At 64.3% G+C, this 13,023-nt stretch carries 11 protein-coding genes; 7 read left to right on the top strand and 4 right to left on the bottom strand.

Features of this window, described 5'->3' with window-relative positions; genetic code table 11:
• Positions 1 to 87: 87 nt before the first annotated feature.
• On the top strand, positions 88 to 1,749 hold the full coding sequence (locus tag JQ617_RS30680) for a thiamine pyrophosphate-binding protein (RefSeq protein ID WP_212029579.1): 1,662 nt from the start codon (positions 88 to 90) through the stop codon (positions 1,747 to 1,749).
• A gap of 163 nt (positions 1,750 to 1,912) precedes the next feature.
• On the opposite strand, the gene JQ617_RS30675 is transcribed toward JQ617_RS30680, so the two are convergent.
• Positions 1,913 to 3,292, bottom strand: coding sequence for an LLM class flavin-dependent oxidoreductase (locus JQ617_RS30675; RefSeq protein WP_063687061.1), 1,380 nt, complete (start codon positions 3,290 to 3,292; stop codon positions 1,913 to 1,915).
• A 253-nt stretch (positions 3,293 to 3,545) separates the two neighbouring features.
• Here JQ617_RS30675 and JQ617_RS30670 point away from each other — a divergent pair, with 253 nt between their 5' ends.
• From JQ617_RS30670 to JQ617_RS30645, 6 genes are all read left to right on the top strand, one after another.
• Positions 3,546 to 4,931, top strand: a complete 1,386-nt coding sequence (locus JQ617_RS30670; protein ID WP_212029578.1) for a M20 family metallopeptidase — start codon at positions 3,546 to 3,548, stop codon at positions 4,929 to 4,931.
• A 99-nt stretch (positions 4,932 to 5,030) separates the two neighbouring features.
• Positions 5,031 to 5,942 (top strand): amino acid ABC transporter substrate-binding protein, encoded by a 912-nt coding sequence (locus JQ617_RS30665; protein ID WP_212029577.1) that lies wholly within the window; start codon positions 5,031 to 5,033, stop codon positions 5,940 to 5,942.
• Between the two features lie 119 nt (positions 5,943 to 6,061).
• Positions 6,062 to 6,793 carry an amino acid ABC transporter permease gene (locus JQ617_RS30660; protein ID WP_063687068.1) on the top strand — a complete coding sequence of 244 codons (732 nt, stop codon included), beginning with the start codon at positions 6,062 to 6,064 and terminating at the stop codon, positions 6,791 to 6,793.
• Between the two features lie 3 nt (positions 6,794 to 6,796).
• Positions 6,797 to 7,489: an amino acid ABC transporter permease gene (locus tag JQ617_RS30655; RefSeq protein ID WP_063687071.1), complete on the top strand. Its 693-nt coding sequence runs from the start codon at positions 6,797 to 6,799 to the stop codon at positions 7,487 to 7,489.
• A 12-nt stretch (positions 7,490 to 7,501) separates the two neighbouring features.
• Complete coding sequence (locus JQ617_RS30650; RefSeq protein WP_212029576.1) at positions 7,502 to 8,233, top strand: amino acid ABC transporter ATP-binding protein; 732 nt, start codon at positions 7,502 to 7,504, stop codon at positions 8,231 to 8,233.
• A gap of 202 nt (positions 8,234 to 8,435) precedes the next feature.
• Complete coding sequence (locus JQ617_RS30645) at positions 8,436 to 9,296, top strand: D-amino-acid transaminase (protein ID WP_063687075.1); 861 nt, start codon at positions 8,436 to 8,438, stop codon at positions 9,294 to 9,296.
• 322 nt (positions 9,297 to 9,618) lie between these two features.
• Here the strand turns inward: JQ617_RS30645 and JQ617_RS30640 are convergent, their stop codons facing one another.
• From JQ617_RS30640 to JQ617_RS30630, 3 genes are all read right to left on the bottom strand, one after another.
• Positions 9,619 to 10,080 (bottom strand): carboxymuconolactone decarboxylase family protein, encoded by a 462-nt coding sequence (locus JQ617_RS30640; RefSeq protein ID WP_212029575.1) that lies wholly within the window; start codon positions 10,078 to 10,080, stop codon positions 9,619 to 9,621.
• A gap of 30 nt (positions 10,081 to 10,110) precedes the next feature.
• Positions 10,111 to 11,721: an MDR family MFS transporter gene (locus JQ617_RS30635; protein ID WP_212029574.1), complete on the bottom strand. Its 1,611-nt coding sequence runs from the start codon at positions 11,719 to 11,721 to the stop codon at positions 10,111 to 10,113.
• A 118-nt stretch (positions 11,722 to 11,839) separates the two neighbouring features.
• The gene (locus tag JQ617_RS30630) at positions 11,840 to 13,021 is read right to left on the bottom strand and encodes an HlyD family secretion protein (protein WP_212029573.1); all 1,182 of its coding nucleotides are present in this window, start codon (positions 13,019 to 13,021) and stop codon (positions 11,840 to 11,842) included.
• Positions 13,022 to 13,023 lie beyond the last annotated feature (2 nt).

The raw sequence follows: 13,023 nt of genomic DNA, 5'->3' as shown, positions 1-13,023 counted from the left end.
GCCATGACCGCGCTTCCTTGCGCGCATCCCAAAACTTCGTCCATCATGCATCCGTCCTTGCGGCAACGTCCGCTCCCTGGAGGAAACATGAAGAACAAGATCACCGGCCGCTCCGCCTTTCTCGCGCTGCTCAAGGACGAGGGCATCACGCATCTGTTCGGCAACCCCGGCACCACCGAGCTGCCGATCATGCATGCGCTGAAGGACCACCCTGACCTGACCTATGTGATGGCGATGCAGGAGAGCCTGGTGGTCGCGATCGCCGACGGCTACAGCCGCGCCTCCGGCAAGCTGGTCGCCTGCAACGTCCATGTCGCGCCTGGTCTCGGCAACGCCATGGGCTCGCTCTACAACGCCCAGTTCACGGGCACGCCGATGATCCTGACCGCGGGCCAGCAGGAGCAGGGCCACGGCCTGATGGAGCCGGTGCTCTATGGTCCCCTGGTGCGCATGGCCGAGCCGCTGGTGAAATGGGCGGTCGAGGTGACGCGGCTGGAGGACCTGCCGCGCATCGTGCGCCGCGCCGCCAAGGTCGCGATGACGCCGCCCACGGGGCCGGTGTTCATCTCGCTGCCCGGCGACATCCTCAACAGCGAGGCCGGCATCGATCTCGGCCGCTCCACCCGCATCGATGCGCGCGTCAAACCGTCGGATGAAGCGCTCCGGGCGTTTGCCGCCCGCCTGCTCAAGGCCGAGCGTCCCGTCATCGTCACCATGGACGAGGTGGTCAAGAGCGACGCACTGAAGGAGGCCGCGGAACTGGCCGAGCTGCTCGGCGCCGCCGCCTATCAGTCTTCGACGCCCTACGGCTCGCACTTCCTCTCGGAGAGCCCGAGCTTCCTCGGCACGCTCGCGCGCGTGCAGAAGGTTGCTCGCGATACGCTGGCGCCCCACGATCTCCTGATCGCGCTCGGCGGCGATCCCCTGCGGATGTCAGTCTACAGCGAGGTCGATGCACTGCCCGACGGCCTCGGCATCATTCAGATCGGCCTCGTCGATTGGGAGATCGCCAAGAACTACGGCGCCGAGATTGCGCTGAAGGCGGATCTGAAGGAAACCCTGCGCGCGCTGATCCCGGTCTTGAAGGAGATGGGCGGCTCGGCACTTGCGAGCCGCGCCAAACAGCGTCTCGCGGAGCTTGCGCCGAAGAACTGGACCGCGCGACGGGCTGCGCTGGTCGAGCAGATCGGCAAGAGCGCCGGCCGCAGCCCCATCGATCCGGATTTCCTGGTGCTGCAGATGGTCGAGGCGATGCCTGATAACGCCATCCTCGTCGACGAAGGCCTCACCTCCAGCCGCCAGGTCACGAGCTTGCGTCCGCATCGCGACCGCTACGGCTATCACGGCCTCGCCTCCGGCGGCATCGGCTGGGGCCTGCCGGCCTCGGTCGGCGCCAGCATCGCCAATCCGGATCGCCCCGTGGTGTGTTTCTCCGGCGATGGCAGCGCGATGTATTCGATCCAGTCGCTGTGGACCGCCGCGCATCACAAGCTGCCGCTCAACGTCGTCATCGCCAACAATGGCGGCTACCGCATCATCAAGCAGCGCCTGCTCGCCTTCCACGGCGATGACAATTACGTCGGCATGGACTTTGCCGATCCGCCCGTGGATTTCGCCGGTGTTGCCAAGGCGCTCGGCTGCGAGGCGATCAAGATCAGCGACCCCCGCGAACTGAAGGCGACGCTGGCGTCAGCGTTCAATCGGCCGGGGACGAAGCTGATCGAGGTGATGGTGGACGGGAAGGTGTAAGTCGCGCTGCCTCCGCCGTCATTGCGAGGAGCGAAGCGACGAAGCAATCCAGACTATTTCCGCCGCGGGATTCTGGATTGCTTCGCTACGCTCGCAATGACGATGAGGAGGCACGTTGCCTCTCCAGCGTCGTCCTGGCTTTCGCCAGGACGACACCGGAGGCCTACCCCTTCTTCCCCACCCGATACCCCGCCGCCGGATGCGGCGCATCCAGTCTTGCGCGGCCGTCGCCGAACAGTTTTTCGCGCAGCGTGCCTTTCGCGTACTCCGGCTTGTAGCGCCCGCGCTTGGTCAGCTCGGGCACGAGCATGTCGGAAATGTCCTCGAAATCGCCAGGCGAGATCGCGAAGGCGACGTTGAGGCCGTCGACGTCGGTCTTCTCGAACCAGTCCTCGATCTTGTCGGCGACGCTCTCGGGCGTGCCGACCACGACCGGGCCGGCGCCGCCGATGCCGACATGCTCGATGACGTCGCGCACGGTCCAGACGCGATCGGGGTCGCCGCGGGTGACGTTGTCGAGCGCGCTGCGGCCGGCATCGTTCTGGACGTGGCGGACCTGCTGGTCGAGCTCGTAGCCGGAGAAGTCGATGCCGGTCCATCCCGACATCAGCGCCAGCGCGCCTTCCGGATTGATGTGCGAGCGGTAGTCGGCATATTTCGCGGCCGCTTCGGCTTCGGTGTTGCCGAGGATGATCGTCATCATGTTGAACATCAGGATCTCGGCCGGGTTGCGGCCGAACTTGGCGGCTTCTTCGCGAATGGCCGAGACGCGCGGCGCAATGATCTTGGCCGACGGTCCCGACATGAACACGCATTCGGCGTGCTTGGCCGCGAACTGCCGCCCGCGCGGTGATGTGCCGGCCTGGTACAGCACGGGCGTGCGCTGAGGCGACGGCTCGCTGAGATGAATGGTGTTGTTGATGCGGTAGTTCGCGCTCTCGTGATTGATGCGATGAACCTTGCTGGGATCGGTGAAGATGCCGCGCTTGCGGTCGCGCAGCACGGCGTCGTCTTCCCAGCTGCCTTCCCAGAGCTTGTAGACGACGTCCATATATTCGTCGGCGATGTCGTAGCGGTCGTCGTGCCCGGTCTGCTTGTCCTTGCCGGCGCCGCGCGCGGCGCTGTCGAGATAGCCGGTGACGACGTTCCAGCCGATCCGGCCCTCGGTGAGATGATCCAGCGTCGACATCCGCCGCGCGAACGGGTAGGGCGGCTCGAAGGAGAGATTGCTGGTGACGCCGAAGCCCAGATTCTTGGTCACAGCGGCCATCGCCGAGAGCAGCAGCAGCGGTTCGTTGGACGGCGTTTGTGCTGCGTTGCGCAAGGCTGCGTCAGGGCTGTTGCCATAGACGTCATACACCCCGAGCACGTCGGCCAGGAACAGCCCGTCGAAACGGCCGCGTTCCAGTGTTTTGGCGAGGTCGATCCAGTAGGGCAGGCGATTATATTCGGCGGTGCGGTCGCGCGGGTGGGTCCACAGGCCCGGTGATTGATGCGCGACGCAATTCATCGCGAAGGCGTTGAGCCTGATCTGCTTGGCCATGCTGGTCCCCTGGCGCTCTGTACTGAGCGCTCTTCGAATGATAGATGTGCGCCCCAATCTGGCGAAGTTCTTGCATATCGCTTCCGCTTGGCAAGGCCAAAATCAGCGGCGTTCCCGCTCTTGGCAAGCCAATCTCAAGAGAGCAAGAACGAAATCGCAAGAGCTAACGAAGAACTATCCAAGTCCCCGCCACTTTCGATGGCCAGTGTAGCCCGCTAGGTTCGCCCGCCTCGAGACCTTGAAAACGAAAGCAATGACCAGAGCCGACGCCATCGCCCGCGCCCGCGACGATTTCAAATCCGGCGCGTTCCTCGCTGAACTCGACCGTCGCGTCGCCTACAAGACCGAGAGCCAGAATTCGTCGCGCGGCCCCGAGCTGCGGGCCTATCTGGAACAGGAGATGCAGCCGGCCTTCGCTGCGCTCGACTTCACCAGCCGTATCGTCGAATCCCCGAGCGGCAAGGCGCCGTTCCTGTTCGCCGAGCATCACGAGAGTGCATCTGCGCCGACCGTGCTGGTTTATGGCCATGGCGACGTCGTCGACGGCATGGAGGGCGAATGGCGCGAGGGGCGCGATCCCTGGCGCACGACGGTTTCGGGCACGCGCCTCTACGGCCGCGGCACCGCCGACAACAAGGGCCAGCACAGCATCAACATGGCGGCGCTTCGCGCGGTGCGCGATGCCCGCGGCGGCAAGCTCGGCTTCAACGCCAAGTTCATCGTCGAGATGGGCGAGGAGATCGGCTCGCCCGATCTCGGCAAGGTCTGCGATCTCAATCGCGACGCGCTCAAGGCCGATCTGTTCATGGCCTCCGACGGGCCGCGGCTGTCTGCCGACCGGCCGACCCTCTTTCTCGGCTGCCGCGGCGGCATCCGCATCCATCTCGACGTGAACTTGCGCGACGGCGGGCACCATTCCGGCAATTGGGGCGGCGTGCTCGCCAACCCCGCGACCATCCTGGTCAACGCCATCTCGACCCTGGTGGACGGCCACGGCCGTCTCCAGATCGAGGCGCTGAAGCCGCCGCGGCTTACCAACCAGATCCGCAGCTATCTCGCCGACGTGCAGGTGGTGCCGACCGCGGACGAGCCGGCGCTGGCGGAGAACTGGGGCGAGGAGGGGTTGTCGGCGGCCGAGCGGCTCTATGCCTGGAATACGCTCGAAGTGCTGGCGATGTCCTCGGGCAATATCGAGAAGCCGGCGAACGCCATTCCCGGCCATGCCAATGCGGTGCTGCAACTGCGCTTCGTGGTCGGCACCAAGATCGACGGCCTGATCGACGCCGTCCGCGCGCATTTGGCGGAGAAGGGCTTTCCGATGGTCGAGGTGCGGGCGGCACAGAGCTTTGCCGCCTCGCGGACCGATTTCGACAGCCCCTGGATCAAATGGGCCGCGCATTCGGTGCAAGAGACCACCGGCAAGGCACCGGCGGTGCTGCCGAATTTCGGCGGCTCGCTGCCCAACGACGTCTTTTCCGAGATTTTGGGCCTGCCGACGATCTGGGTCCCGCACTCCTATCCCGGCTGCTCCCAGCATGCGCCCAATGAGCACATCCTGCTGCCATTGACCGAAGAGGCCTTGACGGTGATGGCCGGGCTGTTCTGGGATCTCGGGGAATTGCCAAAGCCACTGGCCTGAGCCGTTAACCTGAGCCGTCATCCAGCCGAAAGTCACATTCTAATCCGGCCTGATTTGTGCTTGCATCCGGCCGCATCATCCTGAAAGGGGAACAAAAAAGTGAAGCATTTCCGTCACATCGGGCTCGCGTTCGTCGCGACCTTCGCCGTCAGCCAGGCCGGGGCCCAGGAGCTGACCGGCACGCTCAAGAACATCAAGGACACCGGCGCCATCACGCTGGGCTTCCGCGACTCCTCGATCCCGTTCTCCTATCTGGATGACAACCAGAAGCCGGTCGGGTTCGCGATGGACATCTGCTACAAGATCGTCGACGCCGTGAAGAAGGAGCTCAAGCTCGACAAGCTCGAGGTCAAGCTCAACCCGGTGACCTCGGCGACGCGCATCCCGCTGATGGCCAACGGCACCATCGACCTCGAATGCGGCTCGACCACCAACAATGCCGAGCGCCAGAAGCAGGTCGCCTTCACCAACACCCACTTCCTGACCGCCAGCCGCTACGTCTTCAAGAAGTCGAGCGGCCTGAAGTCGATCGACGACCTCAAGGGCAAGACGGTGGTCTCGACCGCCGGCACCACCAACATCAAGCAGCTCACCGAGGCCAACGTCGCCAAGGGCCTCGGCGCCAACATCATTCCGGCCAAGGATCACGCCGAAGCCTTCCTGATGGTCGAGACCGACCGCGCGGTGGCCTTCGTCATGGACGACATCCTGCTCGCGAGCCTCGTCGCCGGCTCGAAGGCGCCGGATGACTATGCCATCTCCAAGGACGCGTTCTCCAAGCCCGAGCCCTACGGAATCATGCTGCGCAAGGACGACGCCCCCTTCAAGAAGGTGGTCGATGCGGCGACGGCCGCGGTCTACACCTCCGGCGAAGGCCAGAAGATCTACGACAAGTGGTTCACGGCCAAGATCCCGCCGAAGGGTCTGAACCTCAACACGCCGATCTCCTCGGAGCTGAAGAACGAGTTCGCCAAGCCGTCGGATTCGCCGAATCCGGACGACTACAAGTAAGCTGAAACCTCGATCTTTCGATCGGGATCATGTCCGGCCACTCTTGACACAAGGGTGGCCGGACATTTGCATAGGCGCCGGGACAAACTCTGAGAGTGGCGCGTTCGCGCGGGGGACACGTGAACTATAACTGGAACTGGGGAATCTTCTTCCAGCCGAACCCGATGGGAACCGGCACTTATCTCGACATGCTGCTGTCGGGCCTGGCGCTGACCCTCAAGACCGCGGCGTTGGCCTGGATCATCGCGCTGATCACCGGCTCGGTCGTCGGCGTCATGCGCACGCTGCCCTCGAAGGCGGCCAACTGGTTCGGCTTCGCTTACGTCGAATTCTTCCGCAACATGCCGCTGCTGGTGCAGCTCTTCCTGTGGTTCTTCGTGCTGCCGGAAATCCTGCCCAAGGCCGCGGGCCTGTGGCTGAAGCAATTGCCGAACGCGCCGTTCTGGACGGCTGCCATCGGCGTCGGCTTCTTCATGTCGGCCCGCGTCGCCGTGCAGCTGCAGGCCGGCATCTCCTCGCTGCCGCGCGGGCAGAAGATGGCGGCGACTGCGCTCGGCCTCACCACCGTGCAGGGCTATCGCTACGTGCTGCTGCCGATGGCATTCCGCATCATCCTGCCGCCGCTGACCTCCGAATTCCTCAACACCATCAAGAACACCGCGGTCGCCATCACCATCGGCCTGCTCGAGCTGACCGGACAGGCGCGCTCGATGCAGGAATTCTCGTTCCAGGTGTTCGAGGCCTTCACCGCAGCGACCATCCTCTATCTCCTCGTCAACGCCGTCGTCGTGACCGCCATGCGCTTCCTCGAGCGCTGGGTCGCGATCCCCGGCTACATTACGGGGAAATAAGCGATGCTCAGCAATTTCGATTTCGACGTCATCCGCCGCGCACTGCCCTATCTGTTCTACGAGGGCATGACGTTCACGTTGACGCTGACGGCGCTCGCCGCCCTCGGCGGCCTGATCTTCGGCACGGCGCTCGCCCTGATGCGCTTGTCCGGCTACAAGCTGCTCGGCCGCATCGCCGGGCTCTATGTCGACTTCATGCGCTCGCTGCCGCTGGTGCTGGTGATCTTCTGGTTCTACTTCCTGGTGCCCTATATCGGGCAGTGGGTGACCGGCGCCTCGCGCCCGATCAGCGTCGGTGCGTTCGCGTCCTCGCTCATCACCTTCATCATGTTCGAGGCGGCGTATTTCTCCGAGATCATGCGCGCCGGCATCCAGTCGATCTCGCGCGGCCAGCCGGCCGCGGCCAGCGCGCTGGGGCTGACCTACGCCCAGAGCATGCGTTACGTCGTGCTGCCGCAGGCGTTTCGCAACATGCTGCCGGTCCTGATCACGCAGACCATCGTGCTGTTCCAGGACACCTCGCTGGTCTACGTTCTGTCGATCACGGACTTCCTCGGCGCGGCGAGCAAGGTCGCGCAGCGCGACGGGCGTCTGGTCGAGATGTATCTGTTCGCCGCCGTCGTCTACTTCACCATTTCCTGCATCGCGTCCTTCGGCGTTCGCCGCCTCCAGGCGCGCATCGCCATCATTCGCTAGAGTGTGTCGGTCATGATCGAAATCAGCCATGTCAACAAATGGTACAGCCCCACCTTCCAGGTGCTGACCGACTGCACCACCAACGTCACCAAGGGCGAGGTCGTCGTGGTCTGCGGCCCCTCGGGCTCGGGCAAGTCGACGCTGATCAAATGCGTCAACGCGCTGGAGCCGTTCCAGAGCGGTGACATCTCGGTCGACGGCACCAAGGTCAACGACCCCAAGACCAATCTGCCGAAGCTGCGCTCGCGCGTCGGCATGGTGTTCCAGCATTTCGAGCTGTTCCCGCATTTGAAGATCATCGACAATCTCTGCCTTGCGCAGCAGAAGGTGCTGGGACGCTCGCACGACAAGGCGCAAACGAAGGGCATGCAGCTCCTGGAGCGCGTCGGCCTGAAGGAGCACGCACAAAAGTTTCCGGCACAGCTCTCCGGCGGCCAGCAGCAGCGCGTCGCCATTGCCCGCGCGCTCGCGATGGATCCGATCGTGATGCTGTTCGACGAGCCGACCTCGGCGCTCGATCCTGAAATGGTCAGCGAAGTGCTCGACGTCATGGTCGATCTCGCCCGCGAAGGCATGACCATGATGGTCGTGACCCATGAAATGGGCTTTGCCCGCAAGGTCGCCAACCGTGTCATCTTCATGGACCGCGGCGAGATCGTCGAGGACGCCCCGAAGGACGATTTCTTCGGCAAGCCGCGCAGCGACCGCGCGCAGAAGTTCTTGTCGAAGATCTTGTCGCATTAACCGCTTCCGTCATTCCGGGGCGCGCGTAGCGCGAGCCCGGAATCCATAGCCACCAGCCGGGGTTATGGATTCCGGGCTCATTCGCTTTGCGAATGCCAAAATTGCGCAAGTGCGCAATAGAGAATGACGGATCGAGGGTTTATCGGGCTCGCCAAATCTCCTATACCGGTGGGTATCCCCATTCCCTCCCAGGAGACCTGCCTTGGACCCGCTCGCCTACGTCAACGGCTCATTCGTCCCGCTCTCGGAAGCCAAGATCTCGGTCCTCGATCGCGGCTTCCTGTTCGCCGACGGCATCTACGAGGTCTCGGCGGTGCTGGACGGCAAGCTGGTCGACAATGCCTCGCATCTGGCGCGGCTGGAGCGTTCGGTCGGCGAGATCAAGCTGAAACTGCCGGAGACGGTTGAGCGCATCACCGAGCTGCAGAAGGAGCTGATCGCGCGCAACAAGGTCGCGAACGGCCTCGTCTATCTCCAGGTCACGCGCGGCGCCGACAAGGGCCGCGACTTCCCGTTCCCCAAGGCCGACGTCAAATCGAGCCTGGTGATGTTCACCTCGGAGAAGGACATCATCAACGCTCCCGTCGCGAAGACCGGCATCAACGTGATCACGGTGCCCGACATCCGCTGGGAACGCCGCGACATCAAGAGCGTGGCATTGCTGGCGCAGGTGCTGGCGAAGCAGGCCGCGGCCGAAGCCGGCGCGGGCGAAGCCTGGATGCTGCAGGACGGCTACGTCACCGAGGGCGGCTCGTCCACGGCGTTCATCCTGACCAAGGACGACGTCATCGTCACCCGCCAGAACTCCAACGCCATCCTGCCGGGCTGCACCCGCAAGGCCGTGATCGCGCTGGCCGAGGAGCGCCAGCTCCGCGTCGAGGAACGATCCTTCACGGTCGACGAAGCGCTCGCCGCCAAGGAAGCCTTCATCACCAGCGCATCCTCCTTCGTGCAGCCGGTGATCGCGGTCGACGGCAAGAAGGTCGGCGACGGCAAGCCCGGCCCGATGGCGACGCGCCTGCGCGAGATCTATGTGGAGTTCGCGAAGGCGACGGCGGTCTAGCCGCATATTCCGCTATCGTAGGGTGGGCAAAGCGCAGCGTGCCCACGTCTTCTGTCACTGTCATCGCCCGGCTTGACCGGGCGATCCAGTATTCCAGAGACGTTTGTTGCTGAACCGAGAGGCCGCGGCGTACTGGATGCCGCGGTCTAGCCGGGGCATGACAGTTGTGAGTGTGGAGGCAGCGTCGCGTCCACCACGCCGCAGCTATCGTAGGGTGGGCAAAGGCGCGCTTGCGCCGTGCCCACGTCTTCTCTCCCTTAGCTATGGAAGGTGGCACGCTTCGCTTTGCCCACCCTATGGGACCTTTTGCGAGGCGCGAGCCTCACGCCACCGACGCCTTCACCTTCACCGGATGCACCGCGCGGAACGCGATCGCCAGCCTGTTCCAGGCGTTGATGGCGCCGATCAGCGTGGTCAGGTTCACCGTCTCCGCGTCGGAGAATTGCGCGCGGACATCTTCGTAGACGTCGTCGGGCGCGTGGGTCTCGGCGATCAGCGTCACGGCTTCCGTCCATGCCAGCGCGGCGCGCTCGCGGTCGGAATAGAGCGGGGACTCGCGCCAGGCATTGAGCAGGTAGATGCGCTGCTCGGTCTCGCCGCGCTTGCGGGCGTCCTCGGTGTGCATGTTGATGCAGAAGGCGCAGCCGTTGATCTGCGACGCCCGGATCTTCACCAGCTCGATCATCGATTTTTCCAGACCCGTCGACTGGATCTGCTCTTCCAGCGCCATCAGCGCCTTCATCGTGTCGGGGGCGGCCTGGTAGAAATTCATGCGGGGCTTCATGGTCGTTCTCCTTGCTTGCTACGGTTGGGATCAGTGGGCACCACCGGCCGCGGTCTGGCCGGGCTTCTTCAGAAAGAAAACGGCGATCAGGGCGACGATCAGCGCCATGCCGAGCAGATAGAAGGTGTCGCTGAAGGCGAAGATGTAGGCCTGCTTCTGCACGGTATGGCCGATGGCGACATAGGCGCGATGCGCTGCGTCCGCACGATCGACGATGCCGTGATTGACGAAATACTGGGTCAGTTGTTCCAGCCGCGTGCGGGTGGCCTGCTCGAACACCGAGACCGATTGCATCAGCACGTTGGAGTGATACTGCTCGCGCTTGGTCAGCACCGTCTGCAGCAGCGCGATGCCGACGGCGCCGCCGAGATTGCGCATCATGTTGAACAGGCCCGAGGCCGAGCCTGCGTTCTCGGCTTCGATGCCTGATGTCGCCACCGCCGACAGCGGTGCCATCACCAGCGCCTGGCCGATGGCGCGAACGACGTTGGGCCACAACAGCTGGTCGGCGGCATAGTCGTTGGTCATATAGATGTTCATGAAGTTCGAGGCCGCGAACAGCACGAAGCCGACGCCGATGATGAACCGCGCATCGAACTTCTGCATCAGCCGCGGCACCAGCGGGATCAGCACCAGTTGCGGCAGCCCGGTCCATGCCAGCACCATGCCGATCTGCTCGGCATTGTAGCCCTGGATGCGCGCGAGATATTGCGGCAGGATGAACACGGAGCCGTACAGCGCGATGCCGAGCAGGAAATTCGCCAGCATGCCGAAGCCGAAATTGCGGCGCACCAGCAGGCGCAGGTTCAGTAGCGGCTTCTTCACCGTGAGCTCGATGACGAGGAACGCCGTCAGCGCGACGGCTGCGATCACCGAGAGCCTGACGATGAAGGGCGAGCCGAACCAGTCGTCCTTGTTGCCTTCCTCCAGCACGGTCTGCAGCGCCGAGAGCCCGATCGCCATCGTGATGATGCCAGCCCAGTCGCCCTCGCGCAGCAGCGACAGCTTCATCGGCTTCGCCTCGAGCGCGTACCAGAGCATGCCGACCATGATCGCGCCGGGCACGAGGTTGACGTAGAAGATGTACTGCCAGCCGAAATTCTCGGTGAGATAGCCGCCGATGGTGGGGCCGATCGCCGGCGCGAACGTCGCCGACAGTGCGAACAATGCAAGGCCCACCGGCTGCTTTGCGCGCGGCAGCAGCGTGATGATCAAGGTGAACGCCATCGGGATCAGCACGCCGCCGGTAAAGCCCTGCACGGCGCGCAGCACGATCATCTGCGGCAGGTCCTGCGCCAGCGCGCAGGCGGCGGAGAGCGCCAGGAACAGAATCGCGTTGGTGAGCAGATAGATGCGGATCGAGAACACCTGCGCGAGCCAGCCCGAGAGCGGGATCACAACGATTTCCGCGATCAGATAGGAGGTCGAGATCCAGCCGCCGTCGTCGATGCCGGCGCCGATCGCGCCCTGGATGTCGGCGAGCGAGGCGTTGACGATCTGGATGTTCAGCACCGCCATGAAGGCGCCGAGCGTTGCGCCGATCACCGCGATCCAGGTTTTGGCCGAGATCGCCGGCGTTGCTGCAGCGGCGGGAGCTGGAATGTCGGCGGCGGAATTGACGGTCGGTTGAAGCGTGCTCATGGAAGCCTCGTCTCTGCTATCGAGACAGGATGCGTCAGGCGGATGGTTTCGATAATTGGTGAAGTGCGGGAAGGATCATCCGGCAGGACTTGATAGTCCCGTCGGCGTTTCCCCGCGTTCAGCCGCCGTTTGGTCGCGTCGTGTTGTCGGCGACGCGCCTTGCGGTCTCGCGCTCTGCCAGCACCGTCTGCTTGGTATTGACGGTCGGCACCGCCGACATGCCGGGCCGCAGCAATCCGGTGAGGCTGTGATCGTCGAGCACGATCTTCACCGGCACGCGCTGCACGATCTTGGTGAAGTTGCCGGTGGCGTTGTCGGGCGGCAGCAGTGCGAATTCGAGGCCGCTGGCCGGCGACAGGCTGTCGACGTGGCCGCGCAGCGTGTGACTGCGAAAACTGTCGACGTGCAGCTCGACCGGCTGGCCCGGACGGACATGCGTCAGCTGCGTCTCCTTGAAGTTGGCGACGACATAGACCGCATCGAGCGGCACCACCGCCATCAACTGCGTGCCGGCCTGCACATACTGGCCGACGCGCAGGCTGCGCGCGCCGACCGTGCCGTCCACCGGCGCGGTAATCTCGGTATAGGACAGGTTCAGCGCCGCCTGCTGCCCGACCGCGCGGGCGCGCTCGAGCTGGGCGGTGGCCTGGGCGCGCTGCGTGGTGAGCACGTCGACCTTGCGCTGCGCGGCCATCAGGCCCGATTTCGCGTGCTGCAATTGCGCGTTGCTGGCGCGCAGCGCCGCGTCGGTCTGCTGCGCGCGCTGGATCGTGCCGGAGCCTGATTTCATGAGGTCGTCGTAGCGGGCGCGCTCTTCCTGGGCGAATTTCAGATTGGCGTCGGCAGCCGCGACGTCGGCCGTGCTCTGCGCGATGATCGGCTGCTGCAGCTCGAGCTGGGCGTCGATGTTGCGTACCGAAGCTTCACCGGCGGCGACGTCGGCTGTCGCCTGGTCGAGCGCCGCCTTGAAGTCGCGATCGTCGATCTTGGCGAGGGGCTGGCCCGCCCTGACCTTCTCGTTGTCGCCGACCAGCACCTTGGCGATGTAGCCGGAGACCTTTGGTGCGATGATCGTGGAGTCGGCCTTTACGTAGGCATCGTCGGTGGTCTCGAGATAGCGGCCGTAGGTCCAGTAATCGTGTCCGTAGTAGACCATGGTCGCCGAGCCTGCGAGGAGCGCGAGTATCAGCGCTGCGCGTCGGATCTTGCCCCGGGTCGGGACAGCGGCCGGCGCTTTGGAATAATCGCGAGTGATTTCAGTCGCTTGCTCGAAGGTCTCGGTGCGGGGCATTTCGGACATTG

This window comes from Bradyrhizobium sp. KB893862 SZCCT0404 (assembly GCF_018130885.1).
Lineage (GTDB): Bacteria > Pseudomonadota > Alphaproteobacteria > Rhizobiales > Xanthobacteraceae > Bradyrhizobium > Bradyrhizobium stylosanthis.
This window is presented reverse-complemented; position numbering and strand designations above follow the sequence as displayed.

Bases quoted from the DNA above. Each gene is read 5' to 3' on its own strand.
- JQ617_RS30630 (WP_212029573.1), bottom strand. From the start codon at position 13,021: ATGTCCGAAATGCCCCGCACCGAGACCTTCGAGCAAGCGACTGAAATC.
- JQ617_RS30650 (WP_212029576.1), top strand. From the start codon at position 7,502: ATGATCGAAATCAGCCATGTCAACAAATGGTACAGCCCCACCTTCCAG.
- JQ617_RS30640 (WP_212029575.1), bottom strand. From the start codon at position 10,080: ATGAAGCCCCGCATGAATTTCTACCAGGCCGCCCCCGACACGATGAAG.
- JQ617_RS30675 (WP_063687061.1), bottom strand. From the start codon at position 3,292: ATGGCCAAGCAGATCAGGCTCAACGCCTTCGCGATGAATTGCGTCGCG.
- JQ617_RS30635 (WP_212029574.1), bottom strand. From the start codon at position 11,721: ATGAGCACGCTTCAACCGACCGTCAATTCCGCCGCCGACATTCCAGCT.
- JQ617_RS30670 (WP_212029578.1), top strand. From the start codon at position 3,546: ATGACCAGAGCCGACGCCATCGCCCGCGCCCGCGACGATTTCAAATCC.
- JQ617_RS30680 (WP_212029579.1), top strand. From the start codon at position 88: ATGAAGAACAAGATCACCGGCCGCTCCGCCTTTCTCGCGCTGCTCAAG.
- JQ617_RS30655 (WP_063687071.1), top strand. From the start codon at position 6,797: ATGCTCAGCAATTTCGATTTCGACGTCATCCGCCGCGCACTGCCCTAT.